The organism is Okeania sp. KiyG1 (assembly GCF_014132355.1).
In the GTDB taxonomy this organism is placed as follows: Bacteria; Cyanobacteriota; Cyanobacteriia; order Cyanobacteriales; family Microcoleaceae; genus Okeania.
This window is the reverse complement of record NZ_BLZO01000025.1, coordinates 30,159-47,030: the sequence shown is the minus strand read 5'-3', so window position 1 is coordinate 47,030 and position 16,872 is coordinate 30,159. Positions and strand designations below refer to the sequence as shown.

The following is a 16,872-nucleotide window of genomic DNA, read 5'->3' as shown; positions in this document are numbered from 1 at the left end:
ACATTTTATTTTAATTAGTTCACTATAGCAATTAAAGCAATTAACACTATATCCACAAAGGAGAACTACTAATGGTAGACTATAACATCACACAAGAATGGACTCCAGGAAAAATGGTTGAACTCAGCACTGAGCTGGAAAAACCCAGTCCATTTTATTTCGGATATGATATTAAAGAACATTTTCTCAAAGAATTATCAAAACACGATATAGACAAAATCTTTTTCTTCTCAGAGCAAAATATGTTTGGGCTTTACGGAGAGGAACTGTTCCACGAGCTGAATTCGGAATACAAATGTCTTCTAGAAATGGTTCCCCCTGGTGAGAAATGTAAATATTTTTCAGTTTTAGAACAAATATGTGAAACATTAGTCACTGAAGGTGTATCTAAAAAATCTCTATTAATTGCCTTTGGTGGAGGAACAGTAGGAAATATTGTCGGTTTGGTTGCTGGATTAATTTATCGTGGAATTCACTTTGTCGAAGTATCTACAACCATGACTGGAATTACTGATAGTACCCTCAGTAACAAACAAGCGGTTAATGGTTTAAGTGGTAAAAATCACTTTGGTCTTTATCATAGTCCTCTGTTTATTTGGGGAGATACAAAATACCTCAAAACAGAGCCTCCTTTCTCCAAGCGATGTGGGATTATTGAAGGGATTAAAAATGGTTTTATTGCCGAACCTACCTTTTTGGATTATTTAGAAAAAACTCTTAATCCTGAGCTTGATTTTTCCGAGCAGGTGTTAACTGACCTAGCTTATAAAATTATTCTTTCCAAGTTAGAAATACTCAAAAAAGACCCCACTGAAAAACATTATGGAATTATTTTAGAGTATGGTCATACCTTTGGTCATGGTTTGGAATGGCTGCTAAAAGGAAAACTATCTCATGGAGAAGCAGTTTCTTATGGTATGAAAATAGTAGCGGAACTAGGGCAAGAACTGGGCTTTATGTCACAAGAAGATGTAGATTTGCACCACCACTTTATTGATGATAAACTCGGATTTAATAATCCTTGGCCTGAGCATGTAACTACTGATTTATTAATGAAGGCGATGATTGCAGATAATAAGAAAACAGGGGACGACCTTCGGTTTGTTATGTTAGAAAAAATCGGTCAATGTTATAATCCAGAAGGAGATTTTTTGATGACGGTTGACAATAAAACGGTAGAAAAAGTTCTGGATAATTATATTAAAAAAGCAACTGGAAAAGTTGCACTTGCTGTTGCATAATTGCAGTAATTTAACTCTACTTCTCCTCAGTCCAACTTAGGATTATTTGTAAGTACAATGATGGGAAATAAGATTGATAAATTTAATTATAGGGAAAGGAAAAAAATCGAGATTTTATGGGGATTTAATCATCGAAATTACACCTTTTCCCGTGTTTTCCCTACAACCTATTCCCTGTCTGACAAAGGTTTCCAGTGGGGTAAAGGATAAATCCTTAAAGGAGGAGTAGAGTAGCTTGATATTTTAGCATAAAATTTCATGGTTTGTCAAGATTGAATTGTTGGGTAGTGTGAGCATCTTGCTCCCATAAGAATAGAGCAGGGTGGGCAATTCCAAACAGGTTGACCATGAATATAGAGCCTTGGGATCTATTTAAAAATAGAGGAGGAGATGGGGAGATGGGGAGATGGGGAGATGGGGAGATGGGGAGATGGGGAGATGGGGAGATGGGGGGATGGGGAGATGGGGAGATGGGGAGATGGGGAGATGGGGAGATGGGGAGATAAGAGCATTTTTCTACTTGCTTGGTGCACTATCGAACGGCGCGGGGTCGCATCCACTTTTTCCCCTATTCTTGTTCCTGAATTTCCACTGACTCGCTCAGACTGAGGACTGTTGCTAAAAGCACATACCGCATACTAAAGATACTAAATGGGTTCTATAGAGCGATCGCTATTTGCCAACCCTACTAACTAATGTTGGGTTTATCCTTATCCTACGGATAAGCTGCGCTAACGGATAAGCTCCGCTAACTTGTCTCAACCCAACCTACAGTTCTGCACTCCAACTGACTGTCCGTAAGCAAGATGCTTACATTAACAATACTTGTCAAATATTCATTCACCAGGAAAGTCAAGTAATGGAAAACAGTAAATTTATCAGTCACAGTACAAAAATTTACTTAGATAGAAACCTGCAAGTCATTATTGGGATAACATTGATAGCAGTCTTAGGTTCAGCAGGTAGTATCGGACCAGTATTACCAACAATGGCATCAGCACTGCAAATTCCTCCAGAAAAAATAGGATTAGTGATTACAGTATTTGTTGTACCCATCGCCATTGGAACTCCCATCTTAGGAGTATTAGCAGATCGCTTTGGGAGAAAACAAATACTCATTCCCTCATTGTTATTGTTTGCTGTCGCTGGAGTTGCTTGCAGCTTTGCTCCCAATTTTCGTACATTGCTAGAATTGCGGTTTCTCCAGGGTGTAGGAGCTGCTAGTTTAGAATTCCTCGCACTTACATTAATCACCGATTTGTATGCAGGCAAAAGTTTAACATCAGCAATGGCATTCAACGCTAGTATGATTGGCATAAGTTTGACAGTGTATCCTCTAATTACTGGATGGTTGGCAACATGGGGATGGCGCTATCCTTTTTTACTGCCAATGCTTGCAGTTCCAGTTGTACTTGCTGTTATTTTTTTCCTAGAATTACCCTCCTTTGAAAAGCCGCCAAAATTCCGTTTGAAGGTATATTTAAGAAATATTTGGCATAGTGTTAATAATAGGCAGGTATTAGGATTATTATTTGCAGTAGTTGCTTTATTTATATTGCTATTTGGTGCTTATTTTACTTATATTCCGATTTTAGCTGCAGATGTTTTTGCAGCTTCTAATGTGACAATTGGAATGATTTTAGCAACTATGGCTTTATCTTTAGCATTTGTGTCTTCTCAGGTAGCATTATTTTCTCAATCTCTATCAGAGTTTACCCTAATTAAAATTTCATTTGTACTTTATACTTTGGCAGTAATAGTTACTCCATTCCTACAAAATATGTGGTTATTATTAATCCCTAGTATTTTGTTTGGAGCTGCTCATGGAATGTGTTATCCTGCTACTCAGGCATTGTTAGGAAAACTCGCTCCTCAAGATTATCGCGCTGGTTTTATGGCTGTTAATGCTACAGTTTTATCTACAGGACAAGCATTAGGTCCGTTGTTAGCTGGAGTTGCTTTTGGAGTTTGGGGAATAGCTGGAGTTTTTTACGCTGCTGCTGGTTTTTCTGTTTTGAGTTTGGGGTTAATTAGTAAACTTTTTGTAACTGTTGATTAGCCTAATATTTAAGAAGGAAGAAGGAAGAAGGAAGAGGGAAGGCTTTAATTAGGGCGTGACCGATCTCATCTAAAAGCATTGACATATAAAGACAAGTGCCTTTTTGAGGTCGAGAAAAGTGCCTGGTTTTCAGCTCTTCATACTCAAAAAGTTAGTATTTTAGGCAAAAGTTGGGCAGAGAAATCATTCTTACAATTCTTACTCCTACCTACTCGCTCCCGACCCTTTTCTCCTGTCTCCTGTCTCCTGTCTCCTGTCTCCTACCCTCACCCATAAGACTTTTTCAGCAAACCCTAATTACCTATGGTTAAAACCGTTACGGAATTGAATATAAGGAAATCTGATTTCTTTTTTATCCTTAAAAGGAGAGGGTTTAAACCGAATAGATTAATTATTAATTATCAATTATTCATTGGTAAAAATAATTGAGAAATTGAGACAGAATAAAAGTTACTGTTAAACTCCCCTTCCTAAACCTTAGAAGTAATTATTTATTACTAATTGCTGTTTGCGTAGCATTCCAAAGGAATAGCTTACTGCTAATAGCTGTTTGCGCAGCATTCCCCAGGAAATACTTACTTTATGGGAAAAGATAACTTAAGTTTTTTTGTAATATATCTACTAAGAAAATGAGTATAAGTATACAAAGAAAAATCGGTGTTACTACCTGGATATTTGGTCAGAATAAATTAGAAAAAACTGCCAATATTATTTCAGATATGGGTTTCGATGGAGTCGAATTATATGTAGATATTAATCAAACTCTACCCCAAGATGTGAAAAATATTTTGGCGGATAATGGATTAGAAATATTCTCCATGACTCCTAGTAATGTAGATTTAGGAAGTAGCGATCGCCAAACAAGAATGGCAGCTCTAGATTACTATAAAAAGTTAATTGATTATGGAGCGGAATTAGGTAATCCTATAATTACTTGCCATGAATATATTCAGAGTCAGATGGGAACTACTTATGCAGGTTCGAGGGATAATTTAATTGCTTCTTGCCAAGAATTAGCAGCTTATGCAGAAAAAGCCAAAATAAAATTAGGCTTTGAACCCCTGAATCGTTATTTATGTCGTTTCATTCTGAATAGCAATGATGTTTTATCTTTACTCGCAGAAATTAACTCGCCAAATATGACTGTTATTCTAGATACTTATCATGGCAATTTAGAAGAAGCAAATTTAGTTGAAGCTATTCAAAGATGTGGGGATAAACTGAGCGTATATCAAATTGCTGATTCTAATAGAAAAGGCATTGGTTTTGGTCATACTAATTTTGCCGAACATTTCGACGCACTAGATGAGATAAAATTCTCCGGTCCAATAATTCTGGAATGTGCTCAACCTCGACAAACACCAGGTTCAAAAGAAGAGATTGATTTGGATGAACTAAAATTTCATTTGTCAGTCAGTAAAAAATGGATTATGAATCAAACAAAAGTATTAGTTGCTAATAGTTGATTTATAGTTTTAGTTGCATATAGATGTAGGTTTGGTTGAGGTGCTCACAGGGATTCTGCCACGGATATACGGATTAAATTGATAATTGATAATGGATAATTGATAATTACCTCTGGTTAAAACCGTTACGGAATTGAATATAAGGAAATATTATTTCTTCTCTTGGTCGATTGGATATGGCGAGGAGACCTCGCCATCCCTCGACCGCTTTTTTCACCTTAAAAGGGTCGGCTTTAAACCAGAATTATTTAATTATTAATTATTCGGTAACGCACCATTTTTACTTAGGGCTTGCTGATTAAATATCAAAGCATTGACAGATCAAGGTTTTAGCATTTTTTGGTCGAAAAAAGTGCCAGCTTTTCGGCGGAAAGAGCTGCATAAAGCTAGTATTTTGGGACGATTATGGCAGAAAAATAACTCTTACAATTTTTCCGACTACCTCCTCTATAATTCCCCGTTCCTCCTGTCTCCTGTGTCCTGTATCCTGTCTCCTACCCCTACTAAAAGACTAGTGAAGCGCAAACCCTACTTATTGTTGTTGGGTTTCCTACGTCAACCAAACCTACGCTTATTGCTTCCTTTAAACACTACGAATTAAAATTAAAATTAGGAGAAAACAAAATGAATCCCATCTATCAAGACCTCAAAGAAAAACATATATTAATTACTGGTGGCAGTAATGGAATTGGCGAAGCTCTAACTAAAACATTTGCGGAACAAGCAGCAGAAGTTACCATTTTAGATAAAGATTATGAAAGAGGTTTAAAAGTAGCTGAAGAATGCCAACAATATAATTGTAAAGTCAACGTCTATGGAATAGATTTAACTGATAGTGAGGCTTTAACTGAAACTTTAGCTAAAGTTAAAAAAGACAAACCAGTAGTAAATGTTTTAATTAACAATGCAGGTTATGACCCCAGATATAACTTGTTAGAAATGTCAGCACAAGAATGGAATGATTTATTTCAATTAAATGTTGTACATTATTTCATCACTTGTCGGGAATTATTACCAGAAATGATTAATGCTGGTGGCGGTAGTATTATTATGACAAGTTCTCACCTAGTTTGGATTGCTAAACCAGATATGGTTGCTTACAATGCCACAAAAGGAGCAATAGTAGGTATGGTTAGGACTTTAGCAGAAGCAGTAGGCAAACATTATATTCGAGTAAATTCCGTAGCACCAGGTTGGATAATGACAGAAAGGCAACTGCGACAGTGGGTGACACCAGAAGCAAAACATAAGACTGTACATGAATTACAATCAATTCCCATAGAATTAACACCCCAAGAATTAGTAGGAACATATTTATTTCTTGCTTCTGATACATCCAGAGCAATAACTCGTCAGACCATAGTTGTAGATGCAGGGTATGCACAGACTTAAATAAAGTCAAAAGTCAAAAGTTAAAAGTTAAAAGTAAGAATCTGGGTTCAGTTATTCTTCTGTTTTGGCTTTGTTGGATGAAAGTAGCGTTCTTAATATCCATTGCGCAGCTTAATCGCTCTGTTTCACGATTATTGATGCACTACCATCTATTGTCCAATAGTTATTTCTCTGCTGAGAAAGCGATCGCTATACACAACTCAAAAGTCAAAAATTAAAAGTTAAAAGTAAGAATCTGGGTTCAGTTATTCTTCTGTTTTGGCTTTGTTGGATGAAAGTAGCGTTCTTAACATCTATTGCGCAGCTTAATCGCTCTGTTTCACGATTATTGATGCACTACCATCTATTGTCCAATAGTTATTTCTGTGCAGTGCCAAGCGATCGCTATACACAACTCAAAAGTCAAAAATTAAAAGTTAAAAGTAAGAATCTGGGTTCAGTTATTCTTCTGTTTTGGCTTTGTTGGATGAAAGTAGCGTTCTTAACATCCATTGCGCAGCTTAATCGCTCTGTTTCACGATTATTGATGCACTACCATCTATTGTCCAATAGTTATTGCTCTGCTGAGAAAGCGATCGCTATACACAACTCAAAAGTCAAAAGTTAAAAGTTAAAAGTAAGAATCTGGGTTCAGTTATTCTTCTGTTTTGGCTTTGTTGGATGAAAGTAGCGTTCTTAATATCCATTGCGCAGCTTAATCGCTCTGTTTCGCGATTATTGATGCACTACCATCTATTGTCCAATAGTTATTTCTGTGCAGTGCCAAGCGATCGCTATACACAACTCAAAAGTCAAAAGTTAAAAGTTAAAAGTAAGAATCTGGGTTCAGTTATTCTTCTGTTTTGGCTTTGTTGGATGAAAGTAGCGTTCTTAATATCCATTGCGCAGCTTAATCGCTCTGTTTCACGATTATTAATGCACTACCATCTATTGTCCAATAGTTATTTCTGTGCAGTGCCAAGCGATCGCTATACACAACTCAAAAGTCAAAAGTTAAAAGTTAAAAGTAAGAATCTAACCAGGTTCAGTTATTCTTCTGTTTTGGCTTTGTTGGATGAAAGTAGCGTTCTTAACATCTATTGCGCAGCTTAATCGCTCTGTTTCACGATTATTGATGCACTACCATCTATTGTCCAATAGTTATTTCTGTGCAGTGCCAAGCGATCGCTATACACAACTCAAAAGTCAAAAATTAAAAGTTAAAAGTAAGAATCTGGGTTCAGTTATTCTTCTGTTTTGGCTTTGTTGGATGAAAGTAGCGTTCTTAACATCCATTGCGCAGCTTAATCGCTCTGTTTCACGATTATTAATGCACTACCATCTATTGTCCAATAGTTATTTCTGTGCAGTGCCAAGCGATCGCTATACACAACTCAAAAGTCAAAAATTAAAAGTTAAAAGTAAGAATCTGGGTTCAGTTATTCTTCTGTTTTGGCTTTGTTGGATGAAAGTAGCGTTCTTAACATCCATTGCGCAGCTTAATCGCTCTGTTTCACGATTATTAATGTTCTATTGATCTATTGTCCAATAGTTACAGCAGTTTCCACACGTTATGAAGTACATATGCGCAGCAAGTGCGGCAGCTATATACTTTCATGCAACAAAGCCTTATTTAATTATTACAGGACTTACGCAAAGGCGCTATTTATAGAGTTCAATAACTATTGTCCAATAGTCTTTAGCGCTATATGTAGCGTATCTTCGTAAGTCCTATATTAATTATTAATTATTCGGTAAATATATCTATAGCGCTACCCATTAAGGTTAGGATATGAATAGAAGCTGTTTGCGCAGCATTCCGTAGGAAAACCCTTTTTTATTCCCCTGTTGCCTATTGCCTACTGCCTGTTGCCTTGCGCGTAGCGCTTTAGCGCAACTACAAACAAAGACTATGTCTCAAAAATCAACTATGGGTATTAACAAAACTTTATTAATTATGGCAATGGTCGGTGGAGCTGCAGTTGCCAATTTATATTACAATCAACCCCTATTAGCAATAATTGCCGAAAGCTTCCATGCTCCCACTCAGCAAGTCGGGTTAATTCCCATGATGACACAAATTGGTTATGCCTTGGGATTACTGCTATTTGTGCCCTTGGGCGATATCATAGAACGACGACGCTTAATTGTGACAATGCTAATAGCAACCGCTATAGCTTTACTAACAGCAGCTATATCTCCTAATATTAGTTGGTTAATTGTTGCGAGTTTACTTATTGGTATGACTACAATAATTCCCCAACTCGTTGTACCTTTTGCTGCTTTTTTAGTAGAACCGGGAAAACGTGGCAAAGCTGTCGGAACTGTAATGAGTGGTTTATTCATTGGGATTGTTTTAGCTAGAATGACTAGCGGGTTTGTCGGAGCAAATTTCGGTTGGCGAGCAATATATTTCTTTGCTAGTGGGTTGATGATGTTAATAGCAGTAGTATCAACATTTGTACTGCCAAAAGCAAAACCCTCTGTGACTCTCTCATACCCTAAATTAATTTTTTCTTTGGGACAAATAATTCGAGAACAGTTATTATTGCGACAAGTAGCTTTAATTGGGGCAATGTCTTTTGCTGCTAATAGTATTTTCTGGAGTACAATGGCATTTTTCCTGAAAGCGCCACCCCTAAACTACAGTAGTAAAGTAGCAGGAATGTTTGGTTTGCTTGGTGTTGTGGGAGCTATAACAGCGGTAATTGCTGGTAGAATGGCAGATAGAAAAAATCCTAGATTGATTTCTATGTTAGGTGTTGTGATTTCTAGTTCATCATTTTTAGTATTTTCTTTAGCAAGATATGAATTATGGGGTTTAATTTTGGGAGTGATGTTGTTAGATTTGGGAGTACAGACAACTCAAATCTCTAACCAAGCACAAATTTATAGTTTGCCTGCCAAAATACATAGTCGTCTGAATACGGTTTATATGGTTTCCTATTTTGTGGGAGGATCAATGGGGTCTTACTTTGGTAACTATGCTTGGAGTAATTGGCAATGGAACGGAGTTTGTGGTGTTGCTTTATTTGTTCTAGTTTCAGCTTTGAGTATTTTATACTTTACAATTTTCTGGAAAAAACCAAAGCAACAACTTTTGAGTGCTAGATCGACAAGATGAAATATTGAGATGAACCCACCCCCACTCGTGTTTACGGAAGTCAAAAGTCAAAAGTCAAAAGTAAGAATCTGAGCAGGTTCAGTTATTCTTATGTTTTTGTTAGGTTGCGCAGTTGCTTTTTCCTTTCCTTTGCTTCGGAATGCTGCATAAAATTAAACCTATAGAACCCATTTGGGATCTATTTAAAAATAGAGGAGGAGATGGGGAGATGAGAGCATTTTTCTACTTGCTTGGTGCACTATTGAGCAGTGCGGGTTCGCATCTGCTTTTTCTCCTATTCTCGTTCCTGAATTTCCACAACTTTTGAGGACTGAGGACTGCCGCCAAAAGAACATACCGCGTACAAAGATACGGTTAGGGGTTCTATAAATATATCAGGACTTACGCAAAAGATGAACAGGACTTAGACAAATTGACTTTTAAACCACCTAAAATCTTACTTTTAACTTTTAACTTTTGACTTTTGACTTCCGTGAAACGGTATAGCTTTCGTAGTTGTGCTAAAGCACTCCAAATATCTCTAGCAGCGCTAAAGCGCAACTACAAACTCAGACTTTTTTATAATTATTGCAACCGACTTTACCGAAAAAATGAGAGGTAATTCTAAATTCTAAATTCTAAATTCTAAATTCTTGAAATCCTATCCGTTTTAAAGGAGAAGTAATTCTAAATTCTAAATTCTAAATTCTAAATTCTAAATTCTTAAAACCTACACTTTTATACAACAAAATAAATAGGAATTTTAACTATGGGTGTTATACGTGCGCTTCGCTTTGACAATTTCGGTTCTCCGACGACTCAACTCAAACTTGAAGAACTTCCCACTCCCGTTTTACAACCAGGTGAAGTGTTGGTTGAAGTTCATGCAGCATCTATTAATCCCAGTGATGTGAAAAATATTTTGGGAGTTATGGAAAATACTACCCTTCCACGCACACCCGGTAGAGATTTTGCGGGAGTTGTCGTCGCAGGTGAGCCAAATCTAATTGGTACTGAAGTTTGGGGAACAGGAGGCGATATTGGATTTATCCGTGATGGTTCCCATGCTTCTCATTTGGTATTACCTGTCGCAGCAATACAACCCAAACCGAAAAATATATCCATGATACAAGCAGCAACTATCGGAGTCAGATATATTACCGCTTGGTTATCTTTGATTGAAGCCGCAAATTTACAACCAGGAGAAACAGTTTTAGTAGTGGGAGCAACAGGTGGGGTTGGTAAAGCTGCGATTCAAATAGCAAAATGGAAGGGAGCTAAAGTTTTAGGAACAGTGCGACGGGAATCAGATTATTCAATAGTTGAAACATCTGGTGTTGATATCGTTATTAATTTGGCAACGGAAAATCTTAATTCTGCTGTTTTATCTGCTACTGGAGGTAAAGGTGTGGATGTGGTATTGGATACAGTCGGGGGTTCTATGTTGGAAAATAGTATGTGGACCCTCGGTCATAGAGGTCGTTTGGTCGCGATTAGTGCTCCACCAAAAGAAGCGAAAATTTGTTTTGACCTCCGGGATTTTTATCACCGGGAGTTGCGCTTGTTTGGGGTAGATAGTCGAGCTTTTGACGTAACTCAATGTGGGGAAATTTTGGCAGAACTCAATCCCTTGTTTGAAACAAATGCTATTTTACCACCAGAAGCGATCGCTACTTACCCACTTAGGGGAGGAATAATTGCCTACGAACAAGTACACAATAAAACTAATGTTTCTCCGCTAGTTTTAACTACTTAGGACTTACGTAGGTGCGCTATATATAGTACTTGCAACTATTGGACAATAGTTACTAGACTCTATAAATAGTGTCTTTGCGTAAGTCCTGCTACTAATATGTAGTAATATCATTTCCGGTTAACTTCTGACTTCTGACCTCTGACTTCGTTAAACCTCCGATACTCGAAAACTGTTGTAATATCATGTCCGGATAATTAGTTATAAAAAAAAACTTTCTCCTTCAACTCCAGTTATTCTTTCTTCTTTCTTCCCCTCCTGGGAGGGCGAGGGGTGGGTTGACTCCTGACTCCTGACTCCTGACTCCTGACTCCTCCGTAGTTATTTATTTATTACTGTTCAACCGGACATGATATAAGATGAGACAGTTTATTGATTAATCAAGGAAAAGTGTCTCAAAGCACAAAAAATTCCATCAAAATTTACCAAGATTCTAATTTTCAGATTATTATTGGAATCACTTTAATTGCACTTTTAGGTACCGGTTCTATAAGTCCTATTTTACCTTCAGTAGCTGAAGATTTGAATGTTTCTCCCGAACATATTGGTTGGGTAATCTCAGCGTTTGTTATTCCTATTACTATTGGTAGTCCAATCTTTGGAATATTAGCTGACCGTTATGGTAGAAAGCAAATTTTGATACCTGCTTTATTCCTATTTGCAATTGGTGGAACCGTTTGTTCATTCGCTCCCAATTTTCAGACCTTAATAGAGTTTCGTTTCGTACAAGGAATTGGTGCAGCACCACTAGAATCATTAGTTTTAACATTAATTAGTGACTTTTATCGCGGTAAATTACTGACAGTAGCTATGGCTTTTAATGTCATGAATATCGGTCTTACTTTAACTATTTATCCTTTAGTTAGTGGTGGGTTAACTACCTGGGGATGGCGCTATCCTTTCTTATTATCTTTGATGGCTATTCCCTTAAGTTTTTGGGTGTTATTTTATTTAAAAATTCCGGCAAGACCTAAGCAAAAATCATTTAACTTAAAAAATTATTTGAGAAACATTTGGCAAAGTATTAATAATTATCAAGTAGGAGGTTTGTTAATAGTAATTGTTTCTATTTTTATTCTCTCATTTGGTCCTTGTTTAACCTATATTCCTCTATTTGCCGATCGCCAGTTAGGAGCAACTCATATTGTAATCGGAATTATTTTAGCAAGCAGAGCTCTTGCCTTTGCATTTGTTTCATCTCAATTAGGGCTATTTGCCAAGTCCTTATCTGAAGTTACTTTGATAAAAGTTGCATTTGTTATTTAATGAACTACCCCGCCGTGTAGACGGACGGGGTTTCTAAGTCCCCGTCAACAAAGTCCGCACTTTGAGATTTTGAGCGCTTCACCAAGAAAATGGGTCTGAAGCCTCGCCCTTCTAGGGCGACTTTTTATTGGTTTATTGGTGAAAAAGTAGTAAGTATGCTATCATATTATTAGTTTAAACAAAAATTATGAAAGCTAGATTTAAGTATCGTATTTATCCAGCACCGGGACAAAAAGCCAGATTAGCAAAGCTGTTTGGTTGTGTTCGTGTTGTGTGGAATGATAGTCTAGCTTGCTGTCAGGAAAAGTACAGATTAGGACAAAAGAAACCCACTAATTCTGAGCTACAAAAACTCTTTATTACTCAAGCAAAAAAGACTGAAGACAAAGAATGGTTATCAGAGGTTTCAGTTGTACCATTACAGCAATCACTGAATGATTTAAACCAAGCTTATCAAAACTTTTTCAGTTCGACAAAAGGCCAGAGAAAAGCAAGAGCCATAAAACCTCCCAAATTTAAAACCAGGAAATCAAAACAGACTGCCAGGTTTACCTTGAGAGGGTTTAAAGTACACCAAGATAAAGTTTATTTAGCTAAGATTGGAAAGCTTAAAGTAGCCTGGTCAAGAAAACTACCCAGTGAGCCTAGCTCAGTAACAGTAATCAAAGATTCAGCTAATAGATACTTTCTTAGTTTTGTAGTAGAAATACAACCAGAAACTTTACCAAAAACGGATAATTCAGTAGGTATAGATTTAGGAATTAAAACTTTTGCTACATTAAGTAATGGTCAAAAAATTGATGCACCAAAACCACTAAAGAAACGAATTAAGAAATATCGAAAGTTAAGCAAATCATTATCTAAAAAACTAAAGGATCTAAAAGATATGAAAAAGCTAGGTTGAGGGTAGCTAAATTTCATGCCAAACTGAAAGATACAAGAACAGATTTTCTGCATAAATTATCTACTAAAATAATTAGTGAAAACCAAACAATTGTTTTAGAGGATTTGAACGTTTCTGGTATGGTAAAAAACCGTAAATTATCCAGAGCTATATCTGATTTAGGTTGGAGAACATTCAGAACATTCCTAGAAGGAAAAGCAGAAAAATATGGTCGTGATTTTAAAGTAATTAGTCGTTGGGAACCCACATCTCAAACTTGCTCTAGCTGTGGGTTTAAAGGTGGAAAATTAGACCTTCAGGTGCGAGAATGGGAGTGTCTCAACTGCGGCGCAAAACATGATAGAGATGAGAATGCAGCGATCAATATATTAGTCGCCGGAGGGCATTCGGAGACGAAAAACGGACGTGGAGGCAAGCGTCAGACTAGCGTCAAGGTAGCAGCAGCCTGTGTTAGCGGCAGCTATGCGAAGCAAAACGTCAACCCGCCGAGGAGTTACGGCTCGGTAGGAATCCCCGTGCCTTTAGGCCGGGGAGGATGTCAATTGCCCCAGTTGCCTCATTGAGCCAGTATGCTTACGGGTCAAATCAGTAGAGCTAGAGCATCGACGATTAACGAGGCCAGTTCCTAACCCCGGTTGCCTATCTGCAGCAACATTCCACATCACCATGACCGAGCCTTGGTCTCTTGGTATCTCAAAACCACAATCATCACAAACATGGTAACGATTACTCAATTGCGCCCATTCCTGATGAACATTTCCACATCTTGGGCAACGTTGAGATGGCTTGACTTTTTTGGTGTCTATGGTTATGTGCAAACCACCTTTCGCTAGGATTTTATATAGCGCCATTTGGTTTAACACTCCAAAACCCACATCTAACAAGGCACGGTTTAAACCTGCTTTCTGTTTTTTGCGCTTACCTTTTTTAGCCTTGCGAGTCATACCTCTAACATTTAATTTTTCGGTCACAACGATGTCATAACAACTAGCAATTTCTGTTGTGACTTTGTGCTGCCAATCTTGTCTTACGGCTGACTGTTTGGCCTTGAGTTTAGAGATTTTTCTCTTCGCTTTTTTCCATCTACTTGATGCTTTTTGCTTACCTTTAATTGGTCGCTGCTTTCTTTTGAGTTGACGTGAAGCTTGCTTAATTTTTGGGGCAAACTCCCTGTCAAATCTAGGATTACTGATTGAATCGAACCCATACCCGTCATAGCAGGTCAATGCTGTTTCACATCCTAAGTCAAAAGCCACCATTGATTCATAATCCAGTGGAGACTTACTACCAAACAATGGTAATGGTTCCGAGGTCTTGATACTAAATGAAGCATTCCACTCATCTTGATGAGGACGATAAACAATCGTACAAGTAGTAGGTTTTCCCCAATACTTAAACCTACCCCGCATCCTGAGTCTCATACCCAAGTCATTAAGTGTCACCCATCCACAATTGACTGTATATTTTTGGCTACATTCAATCTGCACTTTAAAACCTTGCCGACCATCTGGGTAAGTCCAACCGGAGTAATTTCTAATTGGCTTAAACTTTGGACGCTTCCTGATTCCTTTGAAAAAAGCGTTGTAAGCTAAGTCAACTCGTTTTACGGTTGCTTGCAATGAACTCAGATTAAGCTGTTGATAATCAGACCACTGCTGCCTAAAACCTGGTAATGCGTTTTGCTGAGTCAAGTAGTCTACACTTGAGCGGTTTTTTCTCCACTCAAAATGTCTATGAGCGACACAAGCGTTATACAAAAGCTGGTGCAGTTTTCTGGCCAAAAATAGTTTTTCTTTTTGCACTTTTGTCGGATACAGTCGAAAAGTCAATCTTCTATTGGCCATAGAACGATCACCTCTAGATAACGTTTGAGTCGATATAATTATCTTAACACCTGTATTGCTGTAGTAGATAAAAACAATGAGTTTAGAAACGACTGATTTAATGTTAATCGTTGATGGAGAAACAGCACCTGTGGAGGCCAAAACTCCACCAGGAAAACCAACATTTTATGACACATTTAATTATATAGCTAACCCTGATCGCTTCTGTCGTGAAAACTTTGAAAAATATGGTCCTATATTTAAAACAAGTGTTTTTGGTGGAACAACTGTATTTGTAGGAAGTGCCTCAGCAATAAAAATGGCCTTCAATGGAGACCAGAAATATACAGAAATTGCACTACCAGAAACTACAATGGAGATGTTTGGCGAGTACAGTCTATTTCAACGTCCTGACTTACATCGTCAACGAAAAACAGCACTAGCTCCTGGTCTTACTGGTGCAACGTTAGAAGGATATACAATTCACATCAATAATATTATTGCTCGAGGTATCAAAACATGGGCGAATAGAAAAATTCCGCTATATCCAGAAGTGGAGAAAATTAGTTTTGATATACTCACACCCCTGTTGTTAGGAATTAGCTTAAATGACTCCGATCCAAAAACTTTTGAGGGTTTGCCAATTTCCTCTAAAGCGGAATTAAAAGCTTTATACAAAACGTACTTTGATGGTTTTTATGGACTGGTCAAATGGAAATCTCCTCTCACAGCATTCGGTCGTGGAATTAAAGCACGGGTAAAATTGATTGAGTTTATGGATGCTGTCATCAAACGGCGACTAGCGGAAAATGAAAAGATTAACCCGACTCAAGATTTCCTATCAATGATGTTAGCTAGTCAGCAGGAAAACCCAGATGGAGTATTTAGCGATACTTTGATTAAAAATCAATGTCTTTTGCAACTTTGGGCATCCCATTACGAAATTTCAGGGTTTATATCTTCCTTAATATATCAACTTGGCAAGCATCCACAGATATTACAACGGTTACGACAGGAACAAGTACAAATATTAGGAGAAAATAACAACTTTAGCCAGTTTTCACCAGCAGATTTGAAACAGATGATTTTTCTGGAAGCTACCATTAAAGAAACTCTCCGCACTTTACCGCCAAGTCCTACTGCTAGTCGTCGGTTAACTCAATCTGTTGTAGTGGATGATATTCTCTACCAGAAAGGTTGGACTGTGATTGCAGAACCTAGAATTGCTCATATTATGCCAGAATATTTTGAGCAACCAGAGAAATTTGAGCCAGAACGTTTTTTGCCAGAACGTGGTGAGGGTAAGATGTACGAATTTATCCCTTTCGGTGGTGGGGTACACGCTTGTTTAGGAGCGCAGATGGCAATATTAGTTAGCAAAGTTTTTGCGTCTCATTTACTACAAATGTTTGATTGGCAACTGATGGGAGAGCCAAAGTTTGTTCAGTTTCCCATTAAGAGAATTAAAGATGATTATCAAATAGAGATTAAGTCTATAGCAGGGAATAGGGAATAGGGAAAAGGGAACAGGGAACAGTGGAAAAAGTATTTATCTGTCTAAGGTTTATCATCAATTTATGTGCTAAACAACTCGTTCCTTGCTATAGAAATCAAAATTAAATACTAGGGAACAGGGAACAGGAAAAAGTATTTATCTGTCTAAGGTTTATCATCAATTTATGTGCTAAACAACTCGTTCCTTGCTATAGAAATCAAAATTAAATACAGTGTATTTCATATTAGACCTCTCCAGAAAAGAGGGAATAGGGAATAGGGAACCCACCCCTAACCCCTCCGGTGGAGGGGAATAACTGATAATTTCTGTACGACAATTGATTTTATTTTTCATTTTTGGAGATGTCTATTAGTAAGGTACACCAATCGCG

14 protein-coding genes and 1 pseudogene are annotated in these 16,872 nt (G+C 37.5%); 14 read left to right on the top strand and 1 reads right to left on the bottom strand.

All coding sequences use genetic code 11. The features are described 5' to 3' along the window. The first annotated feature begins 71 nt into the window (after nucleotides 1-71). From SAGCYANO_RS02945 to SAGCYANO_RS02890, 13 genes and pseudogenes are all read left to right on the top strand, one after another. Nucleotides 72-1,241, top strand: a complete 1,170-nt coding sequence (locus SAGCYANO_RS02945; protein WP_202218715.1) for a 2-deoxy-scyllo-inosose synthase — start codon at nucleotides 72-74, stop codon at nucleotides 1,239-1,241. Between the two features lie 347 nt (nucleotides 1,242-1,588). Then, nucleotides 1,589-1,747 carry a hypothetical protein gene (locus tag SAGCYANO_RS43895; protein ID WP_237395686.1) on the top strand — a complete coding sequence of 53 codons (159 nt, stop codon included), beginning with the start codon at nucleotides 1,589-1,591 and terminating at the stop codon, nucleotides 1,745-1,747. After that, complete coding sequence (locus SAGCYANO_RS02940; protein ID WP_237395685.1) at nucleotides 1,680-1,850, top strand: hypothetical protein; 171 nt, start codon at nucleotides 1,680-1,682, stop codon at nucleotides 1,848-1,850. Before SAGCYANO_RS43895 ends, SAGCYANO_RS02940 begins: the two co-directional genes overlap by 68 nt. A 250-nt stretch (nucleotides 1,851-2,100) precedes the next feature. Beyond that, nucleotides 2,101-3,300, top strand: coding sequence for an MFS transporter (locus tag SAGCYANO_RS02935; protein ID WP_202218714.1), 1,200 nt, complete (start codon nucleotides 2,101-2,103; stop codon nucleotides 3,298-3,300). A 629-nt stretch (nucleotides 3,301-3,929) separates the two neighbouring features. Continuing rightward, a complete protein-coding gene (locus tag SAGCYANO_RS02930; RefSeq protein WP_202218713.1) occupies nucleotides 3,930-4,766 on the top strand; it encodes a sugar phosphate isomerase/epimerase in 837 nt (278 codons plus the stop codon). 624 nt (nucleotides 4,767-5,390) lie between these two features. Next, nucleotides 5,391-6,158, top strand: a complete 768-nt coding sequence (locus tag SAGCYANO_RS02925; protein ID WP_202218712.1) for an SDR family NAD(P)-dependent oxidoreductase — start codon at nucleotides 5,391-5,393, stop codon at nucleotides 6,156-6,158. Between the two features lie 271 nt (nucleotides 6,159-6,429). Then, the gene (locus SAGCYANO_RS02920; protein ID WP_202218711.1) at nucleotides 6,430-6,765 is read left to right on the top strand and encodes a hypothetical protein; all 336 of its coding nucleotides are present in this window, start codon (nucleotides 6,430-6,432) and stop codon (nucleotides 6,763-6,765) included. Nucleotides 6,766-6,878: 113 nt separating this feature from the next. Further along, nucleotides 6,879-7,250, top strand: coding sequence for a hypothetical protein (locus SAGCYANO_RS02915; RefSeq protein WP_202218710.1), 372 nt, complete (start codon nucleotides 6,879-6,881; stop codon nucleotides 7,248-7,250). 22 nt (nucleotides 7,251-7,272) lie between these two features. Further along, on the top strand, nucleotides 7,273-7,674 hold the full coding sequence (locus SAGCYANO_RS02910; RefSeq protein WP_237395684.1) for a hypothetical protein: 402 nt from the start codon (nucleotides 7,273-7,275) through the stop codon (nucleotides 7,672-7,674). A 375-nt stretch (nucleotides 7,675-8,049) separates the two neighbouring features. After that, nucleotides 8,050-9,261, top strand: coding sequence for an MFS transporter (locus tag SAGCYANO_RS02905; RefSeq protein WP_202218708.1), 1,212 nt, complete (start codon nucleotides 8,050-8,052; stop codon nucleotides 9,259-9,261). Nucleotides 9,262-10,009: 748 nt separating this feature from the next. Then, the gene (locus SAGCYANO_RS02900) at nucleotides 10,010-10,996 is read left to right on the top strand and encodes a zinc-binding alcohol dehydrogenase family protein (RefSeq protein ID WP_202218707.1); all 987 of its coding nucleotides are present in this window, start codon (nucleotides 10,010-10,012) and stop codon (nucleotides 10,994-10,996) included. Between the two features lie 387 nt (nucleotides 10,997-11,383). Next, nucleotides 11,384-12,259: an MFS transporter gene (locus SAGCYANO_RS02895; RefSeq protein ID WP_202218706.1), complete on the top strand. Its 876-nt coding sequence runs from the start codon at nucleotides 11,384-11,386 to the stop codon at nucleotides 12,257-12,259. Between the two features lie 187 nt (nucleotides 12,260-12,446). Then, nucleotides 12,447-13,726, top strand: a pseudogene (locus SAGCYANO_RS02890) (RNA-guided endonuclease InsQ/TnpB family protein). Here the strand turns inward: SAGCYANO_RS02890 and SAGCYANO_RS02885 are convergent. Beyond that, on the bottom strand, nucleotides 13,685-15,007 hold the full coding sequence (locus SAGCYANO_RS02885; protein WP_202218705.1) for an RNA-guided endonuclease TnpB family protein: 1,323 nt from the start codon (nucleotides 15,005-15,007) through the stop codon (nucleotides 13,685-13,687). The pseudogene SAGCYANO_RS02890 and the gene SAGCYANO_RS02885 sit on opposite strands and share 42 nt — an antisense overlap. 76 nt (nucleotides 15,008-15,083) lie before the next feature. On the opposite strand from SAGCYANO_RS02885, the gene SAGCYANO_RS02880 reads away from it, so the two are divergent. Further along, nucleotides 15,084-16,502, top strand: coding sequence for a cytochrome P450 (locus SAGCYANO_RS02880; protein ID WP_202218704.1), 1,419 nt, complete (start codon nucleotides 15,084-15,086; stop codon nucleotides 16,500-16,502). Nucleotides 16,503-16,872: the final 370 nt, after the last annotated feature.

What these genes read in the sequence shown, in the direction of transcription:
- SAGCYANO_RS02900 (WP_202218707.1), top strand. Translation starts at nt 10,010, where the DNA reads ATGGGTGTTATACGTGCGCTTCGCTTTGACAATTTCGGTTCTCCGACG.
- SAGCYANO_RS02915 (WP_202218710.1), top strand. Translation starts at nt 6,879, where the DNA reads ATGCACTACCATCTATTGTCCAATAGTTATTTCTGTGCAGTGCCAAGC.
- SAGCYANO_RS02910 (WP_237395684.1), top strand. Translation starts at nt 7,273, where the DNA reads ATGCACTACCATCTATTGTCCAATAGTTATTTCTGTGCAGTGCCAAGC.
- SAGCYANO_RS02940 (WP_237395685.1), top strand. Translation starts at nt 1,680, where the DNA reads ATGGGGAGATGGGGGGATGGGGAGATGGGGAGATGGGGAGATGGGGAG.
- SAGCYANO_RS02945 (WP_202218715.1), top strand. Translation starts at nt 72, where the DNA reads ATGGTAGACTATAACATCACACAAGAATGGACTCCAGGAAAAATGGTT.
- SAGCYANO_RS43895 (WP_237395686.1), top strand. Translation starts at nt 1,589, where the DNA reads ATGAATATAGAGCCTTGGGATCTATTTAAAAATAGAGGAGGAGATGGG.
- SAGCYANO_RS02925 (WP_202218712.1), top strand. Translation starts at nt 5,391, where the DNA reads ATGAATCCCATCTATCAAGACCTCAAAGAAAAACATATATTAATTACT.
- SAGCYANO_RS02920 (WP_202218711.1), top strand. Translation starts at nt 6,430, where the DNA reads ATGAAAGTAGCGTTCTTAACATCTATTGCGCAGCTTAATCGCTCTGTT.
- SAGCYANO_RS02880 (WP_202218704.1), top strand. Translation starts at nt 15,084, where the DNA reads ATGAGTTTAGAAACGACTGATTTAATGTTAATCGTTGATGGAGAAACA.
- SAGCYANO_RS02935 (WP_202218714.1), top strand. Translation starts at nt 2,101, where the DNA reads ATGGAAAACAGTAAATTTATCAGTCACAGTACAAAAATTTACTTAGAT.
- SAGCYANO_RS02905 (WP_202218708.1), top strand. Translation starts at nt 8,050, where the DNA reads ATGTCTCAAAAATCAACTATGGGTATTAACAAAACTTTATTAATTATG.
- SAGCYANO_RS02930 (WP_202218713.1), top strand. Translation starts at nt 3,930, where the DNA reads ATGAGTATAAGTATACAAAGAAAAATCGGTGTTACTACCTGGATATTT.
- SAGCYANO_RS02885 (WP_202218705.1), bottom strand. Translation starts at nt 15,007, where the DNA reads ATGGCCAATAGAAGATTGACTTTTCGACTGTATCCGACAAAAGTGCAA.